The 20,030-nt window shown below is 70.1% G+C and carries 22 protein-coding genes and 1 pseudogene; 5 read left to right on the plus strand and 18 right to left on the minus strand.

The features are described 5' to 3' along the window. Positions 1–2 precede the first annotated feature (2 nt). The gene (locus FHR33_RS35035; protein ID WP_312895852.1) at positions 3–458 is read right to left on the minus strand and encodes a MarR family transcriptional regulator; all 456 of its coding nucleotides are present in this window, start codon (positions 456–458) and stop codon (positions 3–5) included. A 179-nt stretch (positions 459–637) separates the two neighbouring features. Between FHR33_RS35035 and FHR33_RS52060 the strand changes: the two genes are divergently transcribed. Further along, positions 638–763 carry a hypothetical protein gene (locus FHR33_RS52060; protein WP_281388201.1) on the plus strand — a complete coding sequence of 42 codons (126 nt, stop codon included), beginning with the start codon at positions 638–640 and terminating at the stop codon, positions 761–763. A 219-nt stretch (positions 764–982) separates the two neighbouring features. Here the strand turns inward: FHR33_RS52060 and FHR33_RS35040 are convergent, their stop codons facing one another. Further along, entirely contained in the window at positions 983–2,452 is a 1,470-nt protein-coding gene (locus tag FHR33_RS35040) for an AMP-binding protein (protein WP_183657073.1), read from the minus strand. Then, positions 2,452–3,498, minus strand: a complete 1,047-nt coding sequence (locus tag FHR33_RS35045; protein ID WP_183657076.1) for an LLM class flavin-dependent oxidoreductase — start codon at positions 3,496–3,498, stop codon at positions 2,452–2,454. The genes FHR33_RS35040 and FHR33_RS35045 overlap by 1 nt, the downstream gene beginning before the upstream one ends. Positions 3,499–3,532: 34 nt before the next feature. On the opposite strand from FHR33_RS35045, the gene FHR33_RS35050 reads away from it, so the two are divergent. Then, positions 3,533–3,889 (plus strand): nuclear transport factor 2 family protein, encoded by a 357-nt coding sequence (locus tag FHR33_RS35050; RefSeq protein WP_246452281.1) that lies wholly within the window; start codon positions 3,533–3,535, stop codon positions 3,887–3,889. A gap of 16 nt (positions 3,890–3,905) precedes the next feature. Here the strand turns inward: FHR33_RS35050 and FHR33_RS35055 are convergent, their stop codons facing one another. The 5 genes and pseudogenes from FHR33_RS35055 to FHR33_RS35075 all read right to left on the minus strand — a co-directional run bounded on the left by FHR33_RS35055 (position 3,906) and on the right by FHR33_RS35075 (position 7,809). Next, positions 3,906–4,769 (minus strand): haloalkane dehalogenase, encoded by an 864-nt coding sequence (locus tag FHR33_RS35055; protein WP_183657081.1) that lies wholly within the window; start codon positions 4,767–4,769, stop codon positions 3,906–3,908. Positions 4,770–4,781: 12 nt separating this feature from the next. Then, on the minus strand, positions 4,782–5,171 hold the full coding sequence (locus FHR33_RS35060; protein WP_183657084.1) for a pyridoxamine 5'-phosphate oxidase family protein: 390 nt from the start codon (positions 5,169–5,171) through the stop codon (positions 4,782–4,784). Continuing rightward, positions 5,168–5,983: an SDR family oxidoreductase gene (locus FHR33_RS35065; protein ID WP_183657087.1), complete on the minus strand. Its 816-nt coding sequence runs from the start codon at positions 5,981–5,983 to the stop codon at positions 5,168–5,170. Before FHR33_RS35065 ends, FHR33_RS35060 begins: the two co-directional genes overlap by 4 nt. Positions 5,984–6,086: 103 nt before the next feature. Continuing rightward, positions 6,087–6,873 (minus strand): annotated as a pseudogene (locus tag FHR33_RS53445) (SAM-dependent methyltransferase). Between the two features lie 306 nt (positions 6,874–7,179). Further along, complete coding sequence (locus tag FHR33_RS35075; protein WP_183657090.1) at positions 7,180–7,809, minus strand: NAD(P)-dependent oxidoreductase; 630 nt, start codon at positions 7,807–7,809, stop codon at positions 7,180–7,182. A 242-nt stretch (positions 7,810–8,051) separates the two neighbouring features. Between FHR33_RS35075 and FHR33_RS35080 the strand changes: the two genes are divergently transcribed. Both FHR33_RS35080 and FHR33_RS35085 read left to right on the plus strand, forming a co-directional pair. Next, positions 8,052–8,633, plus strand: coding sequence for a TetR/AcrR family transcriptional regulator (locus FHR33_RS35080; RefSeq protein ID WP_183657092.1), 582 nt, complete (start codon positions 8,052–8,054; stop codon positions 8,631–8,633). Between the two features lie 386 nt (positions 8,634–9,019). Further along, positions 9,020–9,466: a GNAT family N-acetyltransferase gene (locus tag FHR33_RS35085; protein WP_183657095.1), complete on the plus strand. Its 447-nt coding sequence runs from the start codon at positions 9,020–9,022 to the stop codon at positions 9,464–9,466. Between the two features lie 134 nt (positions 9,467–9,600). On the opposite strand, the gene FHR33_RS35090 is transcribed toward FHR33_RS35085, so the two are convergent. From FHR33_RS35090 to FHR33_RS35120, 7 genes are all read right to left on the minus strand, one after another. Beyond that, positions 9,601–11,019, minus strand: coding sequence for an ATP-binding protein (locus FHR33_RS35090; RefSeq protein WP_183657098.1), 1,419 nt, complete (start codon positions 11,017–11,019; stop codon positions 9,601–9,603). Next, on the minus strand, positions 11,016–12,665 hold the full coding sequence (locus tag FHR33_RS35095; protein WP_183657101.1) for an NAD(P)/FAD-dependent oxidoreductase: 1,650 nt from the start codon (positions 12,663–12,665) through the stop codon (positions 11,016–11,018). Before FHR33_RS35095 ends, FHR33_RS35090 begins: the two co-directional genes overlap by 4 nt. Before the next feature lie 73 nt (positions 12,666–12,738). Beyond that, positions 12,739–13,476, minus strand: a complete 738-nt coding sequence (locus FHR33_RS35100; RefSeq protein WP_183657104.1) for an SDR family oxidoreductase — start codon at positions 13,474–13,476, stop codon at positions 12,739–12,741. A gap of 10 nt (positions 13,477–13,486) precedes the next feature. After that, positions 13,487–14,533, minus strand: coding sequence for a serine hydrolase domain-containing protein (locus FHR33_RS35105; protein ID WP_183657107.1), 1,047 nt, complete (start codon positions 14,531–14,533; stop codon positions 13,487–13,489). Positions 14,534–14,583: 50 nt separating this feature from the next. Further along, positions 14,584–15,456: an RNA polymerase sigma-70 factor gene (locus FHR33_RS35110; RefSeq protein WP_183657110.1), complete on the minus strand. Its 873-nt coding sequence runs from the start codon at positions 15,454–15,456 to the stop codon at positions 14,584–14,586. Next, positions 15,443–16,309, minus strand: a complete 867-nt coding sequence (locus FHR33_RS35115) for an NAD-dependent epimerase/dehydratase family protein (RefSeq protein ID WP_183657112.1) — start codon at positions 16,307–16,309, stop codon at positions 15,443–15,445. The genes FHR33_RS35110 and FHR33_RS35115 overlap by 14 nt, the downstream gene beginning before the upstream one ends. Before the next feature lie 45 nt (positions 16,310–16,354). Continuing rightward, on the minus strand, positions 16,355–16,726 hold the full coding sequence (locus FHR33_RS35120) for an SSI family serine proteinase inhibitor (protein ID WP_183657114.1): 372 nt from the start codon (positions 16,724–16,726) through the stop codon (positions 16,355–16,357). Positions 16,727–16,801: 75 nt separating this feature from the next. Here FHR33_RS35120 and FHR33_RS35125 point away from each other — a divergent pair, with 75 nt between their 5' ends. Beyond that, positions 16,802–17,443 carry a ThuA domain-containing protein gene (locus FHR33_RS35125; RefSeq protein WP_183657116.1) on the plus strand — a complete coding sequence of 214 codons (642 nt, stop codon included), beginning with the start codon at positions 16,802–16,804 and terminating at the stop codon, positions 17,441–17,443. Here FHR33_RS35125 and FHR33_RS35130 read toward each other — a convergent pair. From FHR33_RS35130 to FHR33_RS35140, 3 genes are read right to left on the minus strand one after another with little or no spacing between them, the layout of a single operon-like run. After that, positions 17,415–18,059 (minus strand): MerR family transcriptional regulator, encoded by a 645-nt coding sequence (locus tag FHR33_RS35130; RefSeq protein WP_183657118.1) that lies wholly within the window; start codon positions 18,057–18,059, stop codon positions 17,415–17,417. The genes FHR33_RS35125 and FHR33_RS35130 overlap by 29 nt on opposite strands. Positions 18,060–18,074: 15 nt before the next feature. Then, positions 18,075–18,224 (minus strand): hypothetical protein, encoded by a 150-nt coding sequence (locus FHR33_RS35135; protein ID WP_183657120.1) that lies wholly within the window; start codon positions 18,222–18,224, stop codon positions 18,075–18,077. Positions 18,225–18,251: 27 nt separating this feature from the next. After that, positions 18,252–20,030 (minus strand): non-ribosomal peptide synthetase, encoded by a 1,779-nt coding sequence (locus FHR33_RS35140; RefSeq protein WP_183657122.1) that lies wholly within the window; start codon positions 20,028–20,030, stop codon positions 18,252–18,254.

The raw sequence follows: 20,030 nt of genomic DNA on the forward strand, positions 1-20,030 counted from the left end.
GATCAACGTAGCCGCCCACGCTGCCCTTCGGCCACCTGCTTGAAAACCTGCCGGAAAGCGGCATAGGCCTGCTCGCCCACGGCCTCGGCGTGCCGCCGTTCGATGGCCGCGATGATCGCGTCGGACTTCACCATCTGGTCGAGCCCCAGCTCGGTGGGCATGACCAGCTTGGCCCTGCGGTCTCGGGGGTCGGGCTCCCTGCGCACGTAGCCGAGCTCGACCAGCTCGTCGACCAGCGTGCCGATGACCTGTTTGTGCTGCCCGGACTGCTGGGCCAGGTCCGTGGCCCTGCTGCCCTCCTCGTCCAGGTAGGCCAGGACGGCGCCATGGCGGGGGCGCAGTCGTGGGTGGCCCTGCTCGGCGAGCGCGGAGAAGAGCTCCTTCTGCAGCGAGAACAGCACCTGGCCCGCCATGACGCCGAGGTCGGGGTCGGCCTTCTTGCGTTCGGCCCGGTTCACGAGCCCCTCCTCTTCGGTCACCAATATTGACTATCAGTGATAGTGATTGTAGCGTCTCCGCAAGGATGATCCACATCACGGGTGCGACGGGTACCGTTTCCATCGCTCTGCCGAGGTCCCTGCCTACCACGGACGGCGTGCGGGTCCAGGGGCGCGCCCCTTCGAGGGAGCCTTCGAGGGTGGGTGACCTCGCCGGGCCCGCGAGCCTGCCAGGCGCGTTCGCCGGTGCCGACACGCTGTGGCCGCTGACCGCGAGGGGGCCGCAGGCGCACGCGGGCAGGACGCCCGCCATCACGGGGTCCTGAGAGCATCTCCATACACCAGGCGGCGGCGGAGTTGTCGGCGACCTCCCGGCAGGCGGGACTCCGCGGCCCGCCTAAAGCGCGGCAGGGCCTGCTCGGAAGCGTGGGGCGACTACATCACGGGGTGACGTCGCCGAGGTCGTCGGACGGCCCGCACGCTCCTTCGCCGCGTTCGCCAAGGAGTGCGCGAGCCGCCTTCGTGCGGCGTCGGCGATTCCCTGCTCAGGCGCCCGGGTAGTTGCCGCCGCCGTGCGCCAGGTCCAGGGCGTCGTAGTCGGGGGCGAAGCCCTTCTTCGGGATCGACTCGACGAAGTCCACGTGCCTGGGCCTCTTGTAGGCGGCCAGCTGACCTCTGACGTGCTCGACGAGCTCCTCCACCGAGGCCTCTCCCTTGAGCGCCACCACGGCCTTGACCGCCTGGTGCCACCGCTCGTCGGGCACGCCGATCACGGCGGCGTCCGCCACGGCGGGGTGCGACCTGAGCGCGCGCTCCACCTCGGCGGGGTAGACGTTCTCGTTGCCTGACTTGATCATCCGCAGCTTCGGGCCGATGAAGGTGATGGTGCCGTCCTGCTCGCGCCTGCCGAGGTCGCCGGTGTGGTGCCAGCCGTACCGGGACTTCAGCGCGTTCAGCTCAGGTCTGGCGAAGTAGCCGGAGAAGAGCGTCTTGCCCCTGGCGCAGATCTCGCCGACCTCTCCTTGGGCGACCTCCGAGCCGTCGGGCGCCAGGATGCGCACCTGGACCAGCGGGGAGGGGCGTCCGGCGAACCCTGCGGCGCCAGGCGCGAGGCCGAGGAAGGTGAGCATGCCGCCCACCTCGGTCTGGCCGTATCCGCCCATCTTCGACCTGCACCATGGCGAGTCGTCGGGCGTGGTCATCTCGTCCCACTCCGCCGAGTGCGAGACGAACCGCAGCGACGACAGGTCGTACTTGCGCTCCGCGTTCGCCGCCGCGACCGCGTCGATCATCTGCCCGAACAGGAACGCCTGCGTCACCTTCTCGGCGTCGACGAGCCGGCAGACCTCCTCGGCGTCGAAGGAGGGCGTGAAGACGTTCGTGCCGCCGATCTGCAGCGTGGCCAGGCAGAACATCATCGTGCCCACGTGGAAGAGCGGCCCGTTGTTGAGGAAGGTGAAATCTGGCTCCATCTGCCTGACCACCAGCAGCGACATGCTGTGCGCCAGCAGCGCCGCGCTGCTGAGCATGGCGGCGTTCGGCCGTCCCTCGAAGGCGGCGGTGTAGAGGGCGAGCACGGGCGCGCCGTCGTCGACGGGCGGCAGGTCGGAGGGGCGGCCCTCCTCGACGAGCGCCGCGTGGTCGTCCACCCAGGCGTCGGTGGCCAGGGGAGCCGCAGCCTCGAACCGCTCCCACACCACCACCCTCGGCGACAGGTCCTCGACCACGAAGCGCAGCTCGTCGGTGGACTGCCGCCAGTTGGCGGGGCAGAAGAGCGCGCCGAGGCGCGAGCAGGCCAGCAGCAGCTCCAGGACGGCATGCGAGTTCTGGCCCAGCCACAGGACCCGTTCGCCCTCGCCCACCCCGCGCGCCGCCAGCGCGCCTGCCAGCCGTGAGACCCTGGCGTCGAGCTCGGAGTAGGTGAGCCGCAACGAGCCGTCGACCACCGCCGTCACCTTCGGGCGGCTGCGCGCGTGCTCGGACAGGACGTCGGAGAGTGTCAGCGAGTGGATCATCACGCCTCCTGGAACGCGGGTATCACCTCGGTCGCGAAGAACCGCATGACCTTCTTCATCTCCTCCAGCGGCATCGGCCTGGTGCTGCCGAAGTCGCACAGCAGCGTGGAGAAGCCCGCCTCCTTCAGCACGCCGATCTGTTCGATCACGCGGGCGGGGTCGCCGATGACCTCGAGCTGCTCCCAGCGGAAGTCGTTGGAGACCGTCCCGCCCTTGAGATAGCGGTCCTGGTAGTACTCGAAGCCCTGCGCGGCCTTGCCCGTCCTGTGGTCGATGGGCGCGCTGCGCTCGTTGAAGATGCGGGACCTGTCGAAGGAGGCCTCGAACCTCGCCTGGTCCTCGCGCGCCCGCTCGACGGTGGGCGCGACGTAGACGCTTCGCGCGACAACGAGATCGGCCTGCGCCAGGCCGGAGACCGAGCGCCAGGTCTCCGCGGCCTTCACGACCTTGCGGAACGGGGCAGCGGGGTCGGCGAGGATGGGCAGGCCGCGCTCGCCGTACATGGTGACGGTCTCGGGGGAGACGGCGGCCACGTGGATGGGCGGGTGCGGCGCCTGCAGCGGCCTGGGCGTCAGCGACACCTCGCCCGTCCGGTAGAACTTGCCCTCGTGCTGGAAGGAGTCCTGGGTCCAGAGCCCGAGGATCACCTCAAGCGCCTCGTTGAAGCGGTCGCGCGCCTCGGCCAGGTCGATCCCGAAGCCCTCGAACTCGAAGCTCTGGTAGCCGCGCCCGATGCCCAGGTCGAGCCGTCCGCCCGAGAGCACGTCGACCAGCGCCGCCTCCTCGGCCACGTGCACGGGGTTGTGCAGGGGGAGCACCACGATGCCGGTGCCCAGGCGGATCCGCTCGGTGCGGGCGGCGGCGTGGGCGAGCAGGGTGAACAGGTTGGGGACCACGCCGTAGTCGCGGAAGTGGTGCTCGGCCAGCCGTACCCCGTCGAACCCCAGCTCCTCGGCCAGCTCGATGAGCTCAAGGTGGTAGTCGTAGACGTCCTTGAAGCTCTGCCCTTCGAACCGGTGGAAGAGGTGGAACGTGGAGAACCTCATGCGTCAGCCCTTCGCCTCTGAACCAAGCGCTCGCTTGGGAGCGTATCAGCCGGGGGCGCGGCAGGCTACCTGGGCCGAGGCTGAGCACGGCCGCGCCGCCACCCCGTGGATCCGTCACCGGTCCACCCGCGCCGACGCCGCCGCCCACTATCGCCAGATCGGCGAGCATCACGTGCCCGGCAGCGCCGACACCCGGATCGAGCGCATCCTCGTGGACGGCGCCGACGCGGTGGTGCTCGGCGAGATCCGCCAGACCGCCCGCTCCACCGGACGCGCCTATCACGCGCGGTTCGCCCTGCACCTCACCATCGAGGACGGCCTGGTCACCCGCCACCACGTCTACGAGGACAGCCTCGCCGTCGCCCAGGCCTTCGCGCCTGCGGAGAGGTGACCCGGCGGTCTCAAATTCAACGGAGGCGATGGTCGTCGGCCCACTGCGCGATGGCCGCCGCGATCGCCAGAGGGTGATCCTCCGGGGTGTGGTGCCCGGCGATCGCGTCGTGGTGCCTGATCTCCAGAGCGGCCATGTTGGCCGCGCACCAGTCGACGAGCTCCCCGCCCATCATGCTCCCCGGCCCCGGCTCGAACGTCAGCAGGAGTTTGGGCACCTCCCCGCTGCTCGCCAGCCAGGCGCCGTACGCCTCGACCCTGGCCACCACCTCGGCGGGCTCCCCTCCCAGCGGCATCGACCGCGGCCACCGCAGCAGCGGCAGGCGACTCTCCCTGGTGGGGTACGGCCGGCGGTAGACGTCGAGGTCGTCCTGGCTGAGAGGGGTGGCGACGGTGGCGGGCAGGCCCTGTTCGAGGAAGGCGTTGTCGTCGAGGATCATGGCCTCGCCGACGCCCTTCGTCCTGATCGCCTGGAACAGCGGACGGCCCCCCTCGGGGAACTCCTCCCATGACATCGCCTTGACGATGGTCTCGGTGAACGCGACGCCGCGCACCCTTCCGGGGTGGCGGGCGGCCCAGTCGAAGGCCAGGGCGCCGCCCCAGTCGTGCCCGACCAGCACCACCTGGTCGAGTTCGAGCGCGTCGAACCAGGCGTCCAGGTAGCGCGCGTGGTCGGCGAAGGTGTAGTCGATCGGAGGCTTGCCCGACTCGCCCATGCCGATCAGGTCGGGGGCCAGACGGCGCCAGGGCTCGCCGACGGCGGGCAGGACGTGCCGCCACAGGTGGGAGGAGGTCGGATTGCCGTGCAGGAAGACCATCGGCGCTCCCGCGCCGAGCTCCTTGTAGGAGATCGTGGAGTCGAGTACGGGCTGAACGGGCATGGCAGGTCCTTGTCAGAGATTGAGGTTCATCACACGGTCCACCGCGATCTCGATCACGACCCGGTCGAGCGGGTCCGGCGGCGGGGAGCCGTAGCGTTCGGTGTAGCGTCGCGCCGCCTCGGCCACCCGTTCAGGGTCGGCGCTGACGGTGGCGACGCCTTCGAGGGTGACCCAGCGGAACCCCTCCGCCTGGCAGAGCGCGGCGCGGCCGCCCTGGCGGAAGGTCAGGTTCCTGGCCTTGCGCGAGGGTGCCCTGGTCAGGACGCGCGCCCGGCCGGCGGGGCCGTCCCAGGTGAAGCGCACGGGCACCACGTGCGGCGAGCCGTCGGGTCTGAGGGTGGTCAGGGTGGCCGGCTGCGGCCCGGACAGAAAGGCCTCGACCCGGCTCGGCGGTGCGCTCACCTGAAGGCCGCGACGTTGCGCGCGGCCCAGTCGGCGAAGGCGCGGGGCGCCCGGCCGAGAAGCAGCTCCACATCGGGGCTCACCTTCTGCTCCTCGGGGGTCGGCTCGCCCAGGATGGCCAGCGTGCCGTCCACGACCGGTTCGGGCATGAACGCCAGCATCTGCGCCCGCGCCTCCTGGCGGGTCTGCTCGTCGAACCGCACCGGCGCGCCCAGCGCGGCCCCGATCGCCTCGGCCCGCTCACGCGGGGTGATCGGTGCGGGTCCGGTCAGTTCATAGGTACGGCCCGCGTGGCCCGCCTGGCGCAGGACCACCGCCGCGACCTCGGCGATGTCGGCAGGGTCGATGGTCGGCAGCCCGACCTCGGCGAACGGCGCGGCAGCCGTGCGGTGCGTCCTGATGCTCTCGGCCCAGGCGTAGGCGTTGGAGTCGAAGCCGCAGGGCCGCAGGATCGTCCATTCCAGACCCGACTCGCGCACCGCCTCCTCGAAGGCGACGGGGTGGCGGTAGATGTGCGGCCTGGTGCCCGCGCCCTGGGAGGACAGCAGGACGACGCGCCGCACACCGGCGTTCTTGGCCTGGTCGAGGATGGCCTGCGGGTCCTCGCCCGCGACCAGCAGGAACAGGGCGTCGGCGCCTTGCAGCGCGGTCCGCAGGCCGGCGGGGTCGGCCAGGTCGGCCTGGCTGTGCCGTACGCCGGGCGAGACCGGGGCGGGCTGCCTGGAGACGGCGGTCACGCGCTCACCGGCGTCGGCGAGCACCTGCACCAGCTCGCGTCCGACATTCCCCGTGGCCCCTGTCACTACGAACATCTCATGCTCCTTTAACTGAGTTAGTTGGCTGACTAAGAAGTGACCTTAGTGGGCCTGGAGCCTTCGTGTCCATAGTGAGTCAGATGACTGACAAATCGGCGCCTCAGAGCTTCTTGGCCACGCCACCCAGGAGGTAGTCGCCGACGCCCTGCAGCGGGGCCAGCTCGGCCACCTCAGGCCGCCACTCGGCCACGTTCACCAGCCCGGGCTCCACGAACTCCAGCCCGTCGAACAGCGGCAGGATCTCCTGCCTGGTGCGCAGCCTGATGTGCGCGGTGGCCAGGTCGTAGACCGAGGCGATGTCCTCCGACTCGGTGGGGCCGGTTCGGGCAGGCGTGCGACAGCACGAGATGACTTCCTGGCGCCATGCGCTCCTTCAGCCTGCCCAGGATGCGGGCAGGGTCGTCGCCGTCCTGGACGAAGTGCAGCACCGCCACCACCAGGATCGCGATCGGCTGGTCGAAGTCGAGCAGCCTGCGCGCCTCGTCGCAGTCGAGGATCGCCTCGGGCAACCTCAGATCGCCCTGCGCCACGTCGACACCCTCGGACCCCGACAGGATCGCCCTGCCATGTGCCAGCACGATCGGATCGTTGTCGACGTAGAGCACGTGAGCGTCGGGACCCGCCACCTCGTGGACGTTGCCCTGGGTCGGCAGCCCGGTTCCGATGTCGAGGAACTGCCTGATGCCCTGGTCGGCCAGGTACCGTACGGCCCGCTGCATGAACGCCCGGTTCTCCCGCGCCGCCTGCCGCGTCTCGGGGACGACGGCCAGCACCTTCTCGGCGGCCTCCCGGTCTGAGGGGAAGTTGTCTTTTCCGCCCAAGTAGTAGTCGTACATCCGGGCCACGCTGGGGATGTGCGGGTTGATGCCGGGGAGAGCGTCATCCATAGATCATGATCATAGACGGTCTTCGTCCAGATTTGAGGCTTTTGCCCCTGGAGCGACGATGCCCTCCCGCGCCTCGGAGAGAGGTTGGTGTGGCGGCTTGGACGGCGGCAGGGATGCGGGGCGGTGGGGTGGAAGGCGGCGGGGAGAGCGCCCGAACGAGTGGGGCACGATCTGCCGGGCGTCGGGCGCCGAGGCCACGCCAAGGAGGTGTCCCGGTGCCCACTACGACAGGATCGCGGTCGAACGTACGTGCACGGCGCCCGCGCTGACCGGTGACGACGTCGTGGAGGGTGGCTCTGACGTTGGTCAGTAGGCGATGTCGACGGTGTGGCCGTGGGTGGCGGGGTCGGCGGCCATGGAGAGCAGCGCCGTGGCAAGATCCGATTTGGAGAGCGTCAGCCCACCTCTGACCCCCGTGTCGAACGCCATGCGGTATGCCCCCTTGCCCCTCCCCTCCACCAGGCGAGGCGGACGGACGATCGTCCAGTCCAGGCCCGACTCCCTGAGCTCCCGCTCGAACACGAGCCGGTCGGCCTGGGCCTCGCGGAAGACGCGGCGCACGATGCGACGGGTGGCCCGCTGGATCAGCGTGTCGTTCGGCTGGTCGACGAGGGCCGCTGTGACGGCGAGGATGCGGCGGGCGCCGGTGGCCCGCATGGCCTCGATGACATTGTGGCCGCCGGAGGAGTAGACCGTGCAGGGGCCCGTGGAGTGCGGCCCGACCAGGAAGACGACGGCGTCGGTGCCGTTGATCGGCTCCTTGAGGGTGTCGGCGCGCATGACGTCGCCCTGGTAGACGACCAGCCCGGGATGGCGGCGATCGGTTACAGCCTCGGGTCTTCTGACGACGGCGTCCACGTCGTGGTCGGCATCCAGCGCCTGCCGGACGAAGTGCACACCGGTTCCACCGGTGGCACCGAGGACGGTGAAGCGCATGAGGGCTCCTTTCGCTGGTGCAGCTCGAAGGGATGGGGCTCGGGTAAGGCCAGATGCTCAGCTTGAAGGGATGGGGGTCGGGTGGGGTCCGATGCTCAAGGCTCCGACGCGTCCGGATCGCCGTTTCGACCGAGCGGGGTTGATCAAGGGGGTGTGGGCCTGGTGAGTCAGACCGGGGTGGGTGAGTGCTTACTCACCCTATGATGGGTAAGCACTCACTCACCCGTCAAGGGGGCCCTCTCATGGACACGCGGGAACGGATTCTCGACGCGGCCACCCGTGCGATGCGCGACCTGGGGGTGGCCAGGGCGACGACCAAGGAGATCGCGAAGGCCGCCGACTGCTCCGAGGCGCTGCTCTACAAGCACTTCTCCAGCAAGGAGATGCTGTACAACGCCGTGTTCAGGGAGCGGATCCCGGTGTTGAAGGAGGCGTCGGCGCGCCTGCACGCCAACGTGGGTAAGGGCTCGCTCGAGGAGAACCTGACCGCGTACGCGCTCGCGGCCGTCCGGCTGTACAAGGACGTGCTGCCGCTTGCCGGAGGGATGTTCGCGGATCCGATGCTGCTCGACGTGATGCGGGCATCGTTTGCGAGCACCGGGTCCGGGCCGCACCAGGCGGTGCTGGCGCTGGCCAGGTTCCTGCGGGCCGAGCAGCGGCGCGGGCGGGTCCTGGCGCGGGCCGATCCTGACGCGGCGGCGGCGCTGCTGCTGGGGGCGTGCTTCCAGCGGGCGTTCTTCGAGCATCTGGTGGAGTTGCCCGACGACGCCGACCGGTTCGCCGCTGACCTCGTGAGCATGTTGGCGCCTGCGCTCATCGCCTGATCGGGGTTTCGGGTGGGCGGGTGTGCTCTTCGTCTGGGTGGGGTTTCGGGTGGGCGGGTGTGCTCTTCGTCTGGGTGGGGTTTCGGGTGGGCGGGTGTGCTCTTCGTCTGGGTGGGGTTTCGGGTGGGCGGGTGTGCTCTTCGTCTGGGTGGGGTTTCGGGTGGCCGCCTGTGCTCATCGCCTGATCGGAGCTTCGGGTGGGCGCCTGCGCTCATCGTCTGGGTGGGGCTTCGGGTGGGCGGGTGTGCTCGTGGTCTGAGGGGGCTTCGGCCGGGCGGTGGCTTCGGTGCCCGGTGTGCACACGACCCGGTTGGGTGACGGGATCAGCGACGTCGTGCCGCAGGGTTCGGGGATTTTTGTCGGTCGGCCGTGATCTAGTCTGTCCCGTGCCCAGACTTGAAGAGATCACCCCCGACAACGTCTCCGCTGCGGTCGACATCAAGGTGGGTCCTGAGCAGGAGGCCTTCGTCGCCCCCGTGGTGACCTCACTCGCCGAGGCCTACGCCTCCCGCCGTACTGCCTGGCCACGCCTGGTCTACGACGACGACCGCGCCGTCGCCTTCGTCATGGGGAATTTCGACCCTGACAACGAGACAGAGGCCTTCCGCTGCGGCATCTGGCGACTCAACGTCGACCGCGCCGAGCAGGGCAAGGGCTACGGCCGCTTCGCCGTCCTCGCCTTCTGCGAGGAGGCCAGGAGACGAGGTCACCGGCGCGTGACGGTCCTGTGGGAACAGGGCGAAGGTGGACCCGAGGCGTTCTATCTGCGGCTCGGCTTCAGGCCCACCGGCGAGGTGCTCTTCGGGGAGACCGTGGGGGAACTGCTGCTCTGAATGCGGTAGCGAGTCAGGCCACCGCTGGCCTTCAGGTCATGGTCAAGTGATGGAGAGTGGCGTGGGTTCAGGCGGGGAGCCCGATGAGCCTCCCCGCCTGCCACGACCATTCCGCCGGAAGAGCGCGCAGATCCTCAGGTGGGGCCGGGGGTCTCGCGGAGGGGGAGGCGGACCTCGAACCACGTGTCACCCGGCACGGAGCGTACCTTCAGCTCACCGCTGTGTCGTCCCGCCACGATCCGGTAGGAGATGTCCAGCCCCAGCCCGGTGCCCTTCCCCACGGTCTTCGTCGTGAAGAACGGCTCGAAGATGCGCTCCTTGATCTCGTCGGCGACCCCTGGCCCCGTGTCGCCGATCTCGATGATCGCCTCGTCCTCGTCATGGGCCGTCCTGACGGTGAGCGTTCCCTCCTCGCCCATCGCGTCGAGCGCGTTGTGGATCAGGTTCGTCCACACCTGGTTGAGCTCGCCGCCGTACGCCGGGATCGGGGGCAGCGACCTGTCGTAGTCGGTCACCACCGAGATCCCCGGAGGGATCTTGCCCCTGAAGATGGCCAGCGTGCTGTCCAGCAGTTCGTGCACGTCGACGACGCTGAAGGGCGCGCGGTCCATCTGGGAGTACTGCTTGGCCGAGGCGAGCAGCGAGGTGATCCGCTCGGTGGCCTCGGTGACCTCGCCGAGCATCTGCGAGATCTCGGTGGCCTCCGACAGCCAGCGCAGCGCGGCCCCTGCGTGCTCGTCGCCCACCTTGGTACGGATCTTGGCGAGCGTCTCGAGGGTGAATCCCGCGTTCACCAGCGACGGCGCCAGCTCCCACGCGTCCTCGACGCCGAGCTCCTCCAGCGCGTCGCCGATGGTGTCCTCGGCGTCGGAGATCTCCATCGGGCTGCGAGGGGGGAGCGTGCCGACGGCCTGGGCACAGGAGTCGGCCATCTCGACGAGGTGCAGCAGCTTCTGTGGCGCTATGCCGTCCTCGGCCAGCCCGGCCAGCTGGATGCGCGAGGCCCTGATGAGGGTGCGCAGCTCGCTCACCGCCCGTACGGCCGCCGCCGCGGGGTTGTTCAGCTCGTGCGTGAGCCCCGCGGTGATCGTGCCGAGCGCCGTCAGCCGCTGTCGCCTGTCGATGATCTCGCGCGCCGCGCGCCCGCCGTACGTCATGCCCTCCAGCAGGTGGAAGGCCATCGGGAACCACTCGGTGACGATGTAGCCGAACTTCTTGGCGGGAAGCACGAACATCCTGCTGGGCGCGGTGGCGCGCAGCGAGTGCTGGTAGACGTCGGGCGCGCGGTTGCCCAGGTAGGCCTGGACGGCGCCCGCGTAGACGCCCGGCTGCGAGGTGCGCGGCTGGGAGACGGGCCCCGCGCTGGTGTCGGTCAGCATCTGGACCTCGCCCTCGATGAGGACGAAGAAGTGCTCGGACGGCTCGCCCTGGCGCAGGACGTACTCGTCGCGCTCGTAGCCGCGGACCTCGCCCTTGGTGGCAAGCAGCGTCAGCTGCTCGTCGGTCAGCCGCTCGAAGAGGAAGAGCTTGCGCAGTTCGTCTATGTCGATCATTGTTTCTCCATGTAGCGGTGCACCAGAGCCACGGCCATGGCGCCCTCGCCGACGGCGGAGGCGACCCTCTTGATCGAGTCGGCGCGCACGTCGCCGGCGGCGAACACGCCGGGGATGTTCGTCTCCAGGAAGTACGGCTGCCGCCGCAGCGGCCAGTTGCGCGGCCGCTCGCCGTACGCCACCAGGTCGGGCCCCGTGAGGACGAAGCCCTTGGCGTCGCGCTCCAGGTCGTCGCCCAGCCAGGAGGTGTAGGGCTCGGCGCCGATGAAGACGAACAGCCACGACGCGTCGGCCGTCCAGGAGGTGCCCCTGGTGTTCAGGGACAGCTGCTCGAGATGGCCGTCTCCCGCGCCGCCCGTCACCTCGGTCTCGTAGTGGACCTCGATGGCGGGGATCGCCGCGATCTGCTCGATGAGGTAGTGGGACATGGACTTCTCCAAACCCTCACCCCTCACCAACAAGTGGACCTTGCTGGCGAATCCCGCCAGGTAGACGGCCGCCTGGCCGGCCGAGTTGGCCGCGCCGACGATGAAGACCTCGCGGTCCTGGCAGGAGGAGGCCTCGGTCAGCGCGGCGCCGTAGTAGACGCCCCTGCCGACGAAGTCGTCGAGCCCCGGCGCCTCGAGCCTGCGGTAGGTGACGCCGGTGGCGAGGATGACCGCGTGCGCGGCGATCTCCCCTCCGTCCCTGAAGCCGACGACCCTGGCCTGGCCCTTGGCCTCCAGGCTCATCACCTTGCGCGCGCTGAGCAGCTCGGCGCCGAACTTCAGCGCCTGCCTGCGCGCCCTGTCGGCCAGCTGCGCGCCGGAGACGCCGTCGGGGAAGCCGAGGTAGTTCTCGATGCGGGAGCTCTGCCCTGCCTGGCCGCCCGAGGCGTGCGCCTCGACCAGAACCGTGCGCAGCCCCTCGGAGGCGCCGTAGACCGCCGCGCCGAGCCCCGCGGGTCCGCCGCCGACCACGATGAGGTCGTAGAAGTCGGTCGAGGGCGTGGTGGACAGGCCCACGGCCGAGGCGAGCGTGGACTGGTCGGGCGCCTGGAGCTGCTCGCCCTCCGAGGTGATCACGAGAGGGAGGTGGCACTCCGAGCCCACGGCCGCGACGAGCTGCTTGCCCTCGGGGTCCTCGGACAGCATCCACTGGTAGGGGACGTGGTTGCGGGCCAGGAAGTCACGAATCTCGTACGACTGCGCCGACCAGCGGTCGCCGACCACCTGCAGCTCGGGCCTGATCTGCCTGTCGGAGCGCTGCCACGCGTCGAGCTGGCCGTCGATCACCGGATAGAACTTCTCCTCCGGCGGGTCCCACGGCTTGAGCAGGTAGTGGTCGAGATCCACGACGTTGATCGCCTGGATGGCGGCGTCGGTGTCGGCGTACGCGGTGAGCAGCACCCTGCGGGCGAACGGGTACATGTCCATCGCCGCTTCGAGGAACTGCACGCCGTTCATCTGCGGCATCCGGTAGTCGGCCAGGATCGCCGCCACCTCGTCGCCGCGCAGGCGCATCTCGCGGACCGCCTCGATCCCCTGCTCGGCGGTCTCGGCGCGGACGATGCGGTACTGCTGGCCGTACTTCTTCCGAAGGTCGCGAGCGACCGCCCTCGACACGCCCGGGTCGTCGTCAACCGTCACGATGACCGGCTTGTCCATGCCCCCGTCCTTCCCTTTTGGCTTCTACAGGAAGGATGTCATGGCTTGCGGCCTCAGCGGAAAGCGCGGACGCTCAGGCCACGATCCTGCTCTCGCCGCCGTCGACCAACAGCGAGACCCCGTTGACGAACGAGGCGCGCTCGCTGGCCAGGAACGCCACCACGTCGCCGACCTCCTCGGGACGGCCGATTCGCCCGATCGGCGTCGTGCCCGTGTGGCCGAGCGACCGAAGCCGCTCGGTGTCGATCGGTCCCGGCAGCACGTTGTTCACCAGGATGCCGTCGCCGCCCACCTCCCTGGCCAGGGTGCGGACGACGCCGGCGACGGCCGTACGGGTGGCGTTGGACAGCGCGAGCCCGTCGAGCACCTCCCGCACCGACCTGCTGGTCACGGTGACGATGCGGCCCCAGCCCCGCGAGCGCATGTCGGGCAGCACGGCCCGCATCAGCCGCACCATGCCGAGCAGGTTGCGCTGGACGGCCACCTCCCAGTCGGCCAGGCTCACCTCGACGAACGTGCCCGCTGGCGGGCCGCCCGCGTTGGCGACCAGGATGTCGATCGGTCCGAGCACCTCGCGCGTCTCCGCGACCACCCGCTCGGCGGCCGCGGGGTCCTCCACGTCGGCGAGTACGGCGTGCACGACGCCGCCGTACTCCTGCAGCTGCACCACGGCGTCCGCCAGACGTTCGGGGCTGCGCGCGCTGACGCACACGTGGCACCCCTCCTGTGCCAGAGCCTTCGCGGCGGCCAGGCCGATGCCGGCGCTGCCCCCTGTGACGAGTGCGACCTTGCCCGAGATGCCGAGATCCATAGGAGCGAGACTACCGATCGCAGAACTGCGCCGCCGCGATGCCCATGACCTGTTCGGTGGACGGGTTGGTGGCCGCGGGGTTGATCGACAGGGTGAGCGAGCGGCCGTCGTCGGAGCGGAAGGCGAAGGTGAGATAGCCGATCAGCTCACCGCTGTGCCCCCAGACCTTCGTCCCGCACGGCGTGGGGTAGGCCTGCAGGCCCAGGCCGTACTCGAAGCCCGCGCCGGTCTTGACGGTGGTCCGCATCGCCTTGAGCGAGGCGGCGCTGGTCAGCTTGCCGGTGAGGAGGGAGTCGAAGAAGACGTCCAGGTCGCGCGCGGTGGAGATCATCTCGCCCGCCGCCCAGTCGAGCGAGGGGTTCATCAGCGTGGCGTCGACCAGCTCGCCGCCGGGCACGGGCTCGTAGCCGCGGGCATGCGGCGCGGGCAGGCCAGGCCTGTCGCCCGGCACGCTGGTGTGCCGCATGCCGAGGGGCCGCAGGATCCTGCGCGCGACCTCCTGGCCGTACGGCCTGCCCGTCACCTTCTCCACCAGCATCCCCGCCACCACGTAGTTGGTGTTGGAGTAGTGCCAGCGGCCGTCGGCGGGCAGCTTCTTGGCGAAGGCCACCTTCAGCAGCGCCGCGGGGGAGTAGTGGCGGAAGCGGTCCTTGCCCCTCCACCGGTTGGTGGAGTAGCCGGGCTCGCTCATGTAGTCGTAGAGGTGGCTGGTGTGGTCGAGGATCTGCCGCACGGTGATCTTCTCGCCGTCGGGGACGACGCCGGGCAGGTAGCTGTCGACGGGCTCGTCCAGCTTCACCTTTCCCTCGTCGACCAGCTGCAGCACGACCGTCGCCACGAAGGTCTTGGTGACACTGCCGATCCGGAAGTGCCCCTCCGGTACGGCGGGCCGTCCCGACTTGAGGTCGCGCACGCCTGCCGCCCCCTGCCACGAGGAGTCGGCGTCGCTCAGCCTGGCGATCGCGGCGGTCTTGGGCAGCGCCTCCAGCTGCTCCTGCACCTGCGCTCCCGGGAGCGTCACAGCGGCGGCCACCAGCACGTTCAGAAAAGAGATCATGCCGAAGACGCTACGGAGCGGAGGGGTGGCGAGGTAATGAGGTGCGCCTCCTATCCCTCCTGTGGAAAACCACGCCCCAGCTTGTCGGGATTGCGCATGGCGTAGATGCCCCGGATCAGGCCGTTCCTGATGGCGACCGTGGCGACCTGGGGCTGGCCGCCTGCCATGATCCACAGCCCTGGCGCGCCGTTGACATCGACGATCCTCGTCTCCTCGACGCCGTAACGCCTGATGAGCCCGGCGATGAAGGCGGCCACCTTCTCGCGGCCCTCGATCGGATGGAGCGCCGCCCTGACCTTGCCGCCGCCGTCGGTCCACGCCGCCACGTCGTCGCTGAGCATCGAGGTGAGCGCGGCCAGGTCGCCGCCCTGTGCGGCGTCGAGGAAGCGCAGCAGCAGCCTGGCGTGGTCCTCGGGGCTCGGCTGGAAGCGGTCCCTGCCCTGGGCCAGCCGTACCGACGCCCTGTGGTGCATCTGCCGGCAGTTGGCGACGCTCGCGTCCACGATGGAGGCGATCTCGTCGTACGGCAGGTCGAACGCCTCGCGCAGGACGAACACCGCCCGCTCGGGCGGGGAGAGCCGTTCCATCAGATGGAGGGTGGCGTAGGAGAGGGTGTCGCGCAGTTCGGCCGTGTCGAGCGGTCCGACCTCGGAGGCGGAGACCGGTTCCGGCAGCCACGGCCCCGTGTACGCCTCACGCTTGACCCGCGCGGACCTGAGCTGGTCGAGCGCCAGCCGCGACACGATGGTGACCAGGAAGGCTCTGGGCTCCTTCACCGCCGCCTGGTCGGTGTCGCTCCAGCGCAGCCAGGCCTCCTGCACCACGTCCTCGGCGTCCCACATGCTGCCGAGCAGCCGGTAGGCCAGGCCGAGCAGCATGGGGCGATAGGTCTCGAAGTCCACGGTGGCATCATTCCTGGTCATCGAGGAAGGAGGCATGCCGGGGGCGCCAGTTCAGCACGAGCCTCGCCCTGCTGTTGTCGGCCCCCCGCAGCCTGGTCATGAACGCCACGCCGAACCCGCCGACCGCGAGCTTCGCCACGAAGGCGGGCACACGTCTGGGAGCGGGCGCGCCCAGCTTCCTGGCGAAGGCGGGCAGCCAGTCCCTGACCGCCATCGGCGTGTCGTCGACCACGTTGAGCACGCCGGAGGCGTTCCTGTCGAGCGCGGCGACCACGGCGGTGGCCGCGTCGTGAGCGTGGGTGAAGGAGAACACCGAGCCGCCGTCGCCGACGATCGGCATCCTTCCGGCCAGCACTGCGGCCGTGGTCGAGCCGTCCTTGTCGTAGATCGAGCCAGGCCCCGTCAGGTGGCCGTAGCGCAGCACCAGGCCCCCCGCCCCCACGGTCAGCCGCTCCAGCTCCACCATCGCCCGCACGTTCGGCGCGAACTGCGCGGGCGCGTCGCTCCAGAGCGGCGCGTCCTCGCCTGCCAGCCCTTCGGCGGGACGGTAGGCGAAGGCCAGTCCCTGCGCGATGTGCCTGGCGTCAGGGGCGGCCTCGAGGAGGTGGCGCGTCCCCTCGGTGCGCAGCCTGTTCGTCAGCTCGAAATCCCTGGCCAGGGTGCGCGGGTTGAGGGCCGCCGGAATGGCGGTCAGCATGTTGACGACCACGTCGGGCGCGATCCGCCTGACGGCCCTGACCGCGGCGTCGCGGTCGAGCATGTCGGGGCCGCCCGTCGACCTCGACAGCGTGATCACGTCGTGGCCGACGGCGGTGAGCAGCGGCACCAGCCGGCGCCCGATGACCCCTGAAGCTCCTGCTACCAGCACTCTCATGGTGACTGGACGAGACAGCTCCTACGCGTGTGACAGTGATCCGGCTCACAGATCGAAGACGGCGCCCGTGGCGAGGAGCATCACGCAGCGGTTGCCGAAGGTCCGCAGGTAGGAGACGTTCCTGCCGTTCCACGTCCCGCTCAGGGAGACGGTGTGCGGGTGGTGCTCCTTGGTGCACGCGCCGCGCTCGCCCGGATGGCGCGCCAGGTCGCCCTCCACGGTGGTCAGCAGCGCGCAGGCGGCCGCCGCCTTCGGATGCGTGCCGCCGTCCCACCCGCAGGTCAGCCGCGCCGTGGCGGGAGCCCCCTCTCCAGCCGTGACCGAGACCCGCAGGTTGGCGGTAGTGGTCGGGCACGAGGCGGCGGACGAGCAGAGAACGGCGGCGGCCACCAGGCCCACGATCTTGATCGACGTCATGCGCGGAGTGCTTCCCGCGATCACGTCAACGGACGCCCATGGATTTCCCAGGGTCATCCGTGATGAGGTTGTGACGTGGCGAGAAATCTGATCCTCTCAGGCGGCCTGTACCACGACTTCGATGCCACGTCCGCGGCCCTCGCGCAGGTGCTCGCCGACGTCGGGGTGGAGTCCGAGATCACCGAGGACATCGCGGGGGCGCTCAGCGAACCGTCGGAGTACCAGCTCATCACCGTCAACACGCTGCGCTGGCAGGAGAAGGGCTTCACCCTGCCGGCCCAGGCCCGCACCACCCTGCTCGACCACCTCGAGCGAGGCGGCGGCCTGCTGTGCATGCACGCCGCCTCCATCTGCTTCGACGACTGGCAGGGCTGGCCGCGCGTGCTGGGCGCCTGCTGGCGCTGGGGCAAGTCGCACCACCCTCCGCTGGGCTGGACGAGCGTCCGCGTCCTCGGCGGCCACCCGATCGTCGAGGGGCTGCGCGACTTCGACGTCGTGGACGAGGTCTACAGCGACCTCGAGGTGCTGCCCGATGTCCAGCCGCTGGCCTCGTCGATGGGACAGCCGCTGGTGTGGGCCCGTCCGGTACGGCGAGGCCGCCTCGTCTACGACGCCCTCGGGCACGACGTCCGCTCCTACGACAACGAGGTGCACCGCGCGCTGCTCAAGAGGGCGGCGCTCTGGCTGCTCAAGCGCCCTCTCGTCCTCGGGGACTGACGTTCAGCCTGCGGGCCGACTCCGACTCCTGAGCCAGCCGGCGTAGGGCGTCGAAGGCTCTGCCGTACAGCACGGTGCCGAGGACCAGCGCCTCCACGGCCGTGTCGCGCGGGCCCTCCAGCGGGAACGTGTCCAGCTCGACGTCGGTGACGAGCCGGTAGGCGGCCTCGGCGTAGGCGGTCAGGTCGGTGTTCAGCCCGAGCTGCCGGATCTTGACCAGGGTCTGGGCGAGCTCGTCGCGGGCGGGGGCGGTGCTGTAGACCTGCCAGCCGAGCTCGGTGAGCAGGTGGTCGACCTGCTCGCGGGCGGCCACCCACTCCTCGCCCTCTCCTGTCTCGACGGCGGGGCTGAGCGCGTAGTGGGCGGTGCCGAGCATGTCGTGGACGGACATGCTCTCGTCGTCGACCGCCTCGATCACCTTCTTGATGGAGGTGATCGGCAGGCGGCCCACCTCCAGCAGCGCCCTGATCAGCCGCAGCCTGCGCAGATGCGACTCGTCGTATTCGGCCCTGGTGGCCGCCACCTGCTCACCCTGGTGGAGGAGCCCCTCGCGCAGGTAGTACTTGATGGTGGCGATGGCGACGCCGGACTCGGCGCTCAGCTGGGACATGCGCATAGTTGGATAGTACTACTACCCAACTATGCGCACCGCTCCGAGGATGCCCGGCTTGACGAGGTCCACGTCGACGGGCACGGCCGGACGCCACGCTTGCACGGGAACGCTGCCCAGATCCAGCGGCTCCACACCCTTGAAGCAGCGGGCGAACTCGGAGGACGGCACGGGCGCCGCGATCTGGACCGAGTGGCGTCAGGATCGCCGGCGCCGCCGTCGTAGCGCCGCACGGGTCGCGGGGGCGTCGCTCGGCGTCCCCGCCTCTCCCGCCGTGAGGTGGCGCGCGAGGGAGACGACGGTGGGATGGGCGTAGAGGGTGGTCAGCGGGATACGCCGGCTCAGGACGGCTTCGAGCCGCTGCTGGACCTTCGCCATGAGCAACGAGTGCCCGCCCTGGTCGAAGAAGGATCGCTCCCAGTCCACCTCCCGCACCTCGAACACGGCGCCCCAGACGGCCGCGATCTCGGTGGCGAGCGCGGCCTCCGGCGCCGGCAGGGTCACCGCCCGTGCGGGAGCGGGTCCAGGGTGCGGGTCTGGCAGGGCGGCCGTGTCGATCTTCCCTGTGGGGGTCAGGGGCAGCGTGTCGACTCCGACGATCTCAGCCGGAACCATGAAGTCGGGCAGCACCTCGGCCAGCCGCTCGCGCAGTCCTGAGGTGTCGTCTCCCAGGACGTAGGCCACGATGTGCGGCTCGCCGCGGACCTCGCGGGTGACGACGGCGGCCCTGGGCACCAGCGTGGCCAGCACGGCCTCGATCTCGCCGAGCTCGACGCGGTGGCCGCGGATCTTCACCTGCCGGTCGAGGCGACCCAGGTAGGCCAGCCGGCCATCGGGAAACCATCGCCCCAGGTCGCCGGTTCGGTAGAAGCGCATGCCGTCAGGATCGACGCCGAACCTGGCCTGGTCGCGCTCGGCGGCGCCCAGATAGCCGGCCAGGTACGGGCTGCGGATGACGATCTCGCCCTCCGCCGGGTGCGGCCTGAGCTCGATCTCCACGCCGTCCAGGGGCCGCCCGATGGGCACGACCGGGTCGTCGCCCATCTCGGCTGCGGTCAGGTGGTTCTGGGCGACGAAGGAGATCTCGGTGGCCCCGTAGCCGTTGACGAAGACGCTGGAGGCGGGGAAATGCCGCTGGAAGCGGACGAGGTCGTGGCGGACGACCTCCTCGCCGCCGAGGATGACGGCCCGGACATGCGACAGCACCTCTCCCTCGGAGAGGGAGTCCAGCAGATAGCGGTAGACAGTCGGCGTCGAGTGATAAATCGTGACTTGTCCGCCGACGAGCGACTCCCTCAGCTGACCCAAGCCATGCAGCCGGAGGTCGACGGGCACCACGGCGGCCCCGTTGAGCAGCGCGGAGAAGCCGTCTGTCACCGCCATGTCGTAGCTGAAGGAGGATACGACGCTGATCCGATCAGCAGGACGGATCCGCAGGTTGTTGGTATGCGCCCGGATCTGGAACAACGCCCCCCGATGGGTCTGCACGACCCCCTTGGGCCGCCCCGTGGAGCCTGAGGTGAACAGGATGTACGCAGGGGAGCTCGGAGCCACGGCGACGGGACGGAAATCCGGCGCCGGCGGCATCGAGGTGAGGTCGACGAGGTCGCCGGTGAGCAGGTCCTTGTGCTCGGGCACGGTCACGACCAGCTCCGGCCGGGCCAGCTCGGACATGCTCGCCAGGCGGGCCGGCGGATAGGCCGGATCGAGCGGTACGTAGGTGGCCCCGGCCGTGAGCACGCCCAGGATGGCGGCGACCATCCTGGGGCCGTGCCCGACCAGGAGCCCGACCCGTGAGGCGCCGTGCACCGCCGCCGCCACGGCCTGGACCTCCCGTGCGAGCTCGGCGTAGGTGAGCGGGCCCTCCTCGCCGAGCACCGCGACCCGGTCGGGATGCTCGGCGACGACGGTCCAGAACCGGGCGGCGATGGACTCCTCCATCCACTCCGCCCGGAACTCGCGATGCTCGGCGTGCAT

It is taken from the genome of Nonomuraea dietziae (genome assembly GCF_014195505.1).
In the GTDB taxonomy this organism is placed as follows: Bacteria; Actinomycetota; Actinomycetes; order Streptosporangiales; family Streptosporangiaceae; genus Nonomuraea; species Nonomuraea roseola.

Bases quoted from the DNA above. Each gene is read 5' to 3' on its own strand.
- FHR33_RS35140 (WP_183657122.1), bottom strand. From the start codon at position 20,030: ATGCACGCCGAGCATCGCGAGTTCCGGGCGGAGTGGATGGAGGAGTCC.
- FHR33_RS35095 (WP_183657101.1), bottom strand. From the start codon at position 12,665: ATGGACAAGCCGGTCATCGTGACGGTTGACGACGACCCGGGCGTGTCG.
- FHR33_RS35040 (WP_183657073.1), bottom strand. From the start codon at position 2,452: ATGATCCACTCGCTGACACTCTCCGACGTCCTGTCCGAGCACGCGCGC.
- FHR33_RS35065 (WP_183657087.1), bottom strand. From the start codon at position 5,983: ATGTTCGTAGTGACAGGGGCCACGGGGAATGTCGGACGCGAGCTGGTG.
- FHR33_RS35090 (WP_183657098.1), bottom strand. From the start codon at position 11,019: ATGATCGACATAGACGAACTGCGCAAGCTCTTCCTCTTCGAGCGGCTG.
- FHR33_RS35055 (WP_183657081.1), bottom strand. From the start codon at position 4,769: ATGCCCGTTCAGCCCGTACTCGACTCCACGATCTCCTACAAGGAGCTC.
- FHR33_RS35045 (WP_183657076.1), bottom strand. From the start codon at position 3,498: ATGAGGTTCTCCACGTTCCACCTCTTCCACCGGTTCGAAGGGCAGAGC.
- FHR33_RS35100 (WP_183657104.1), bottom strand. From the start codon at position 13,476: ATGGATCTCGGCATCTCGGGCAAGGTCGCACTCGTCACAGGGGGCAGC.
- FHR33_RS35110 (WP_183657110.1), bottom strand. From the start codon at position 15,456: ATGACCAGGAATGATGCCACCGTGGACTTCGAGACCTATCGCCCCATG.
- FHR33_RS35130 (WP_183657118.1), bottom strand. From the start codon at position 18,059: ATGCGCATGTCCCAGCTGAGCGCCGAGTCCGGCGTCGCCATCGCCACC.
- FHR33_RS35105 (WP_183657107.1), bottom strand. From the start codon at position 14,533: ATGATCTCTTTTCTGAACGTGCTGGTGGCCGCCGCTGTGACGCTCCCG.
- FHR33_RS35075 (WP_183657090.1), bottom strand. From the start codon at position 7,809: ATGCGCTTCACCGTCCTCGGTGCCACCGGTGGAACCGGTGTGCACTTC.
- FHR33_RS35080 (WP_183657092.1), top strand. From the start codon at position 8,052: ATGGACACGCGGGAACGGATTCTCGACGCGGCCACCCGTGCGATGCGC.
- FHR33_RS35120 (WP_183657114.1), bottom strand. From the start codon at position 16,726: ATGACGTCGATCAAGATCGTGGGCCTGGTGGCCGCCGCCGTTCTCTGC.
- FHR33_RS35115 (WP_183657112.1), bottom strand. From the start codon at position 16,309: ATGAGAGTGCTGGTAGCAGGAGCTTCAGGGGTCATCGGGCGCCGGCTG.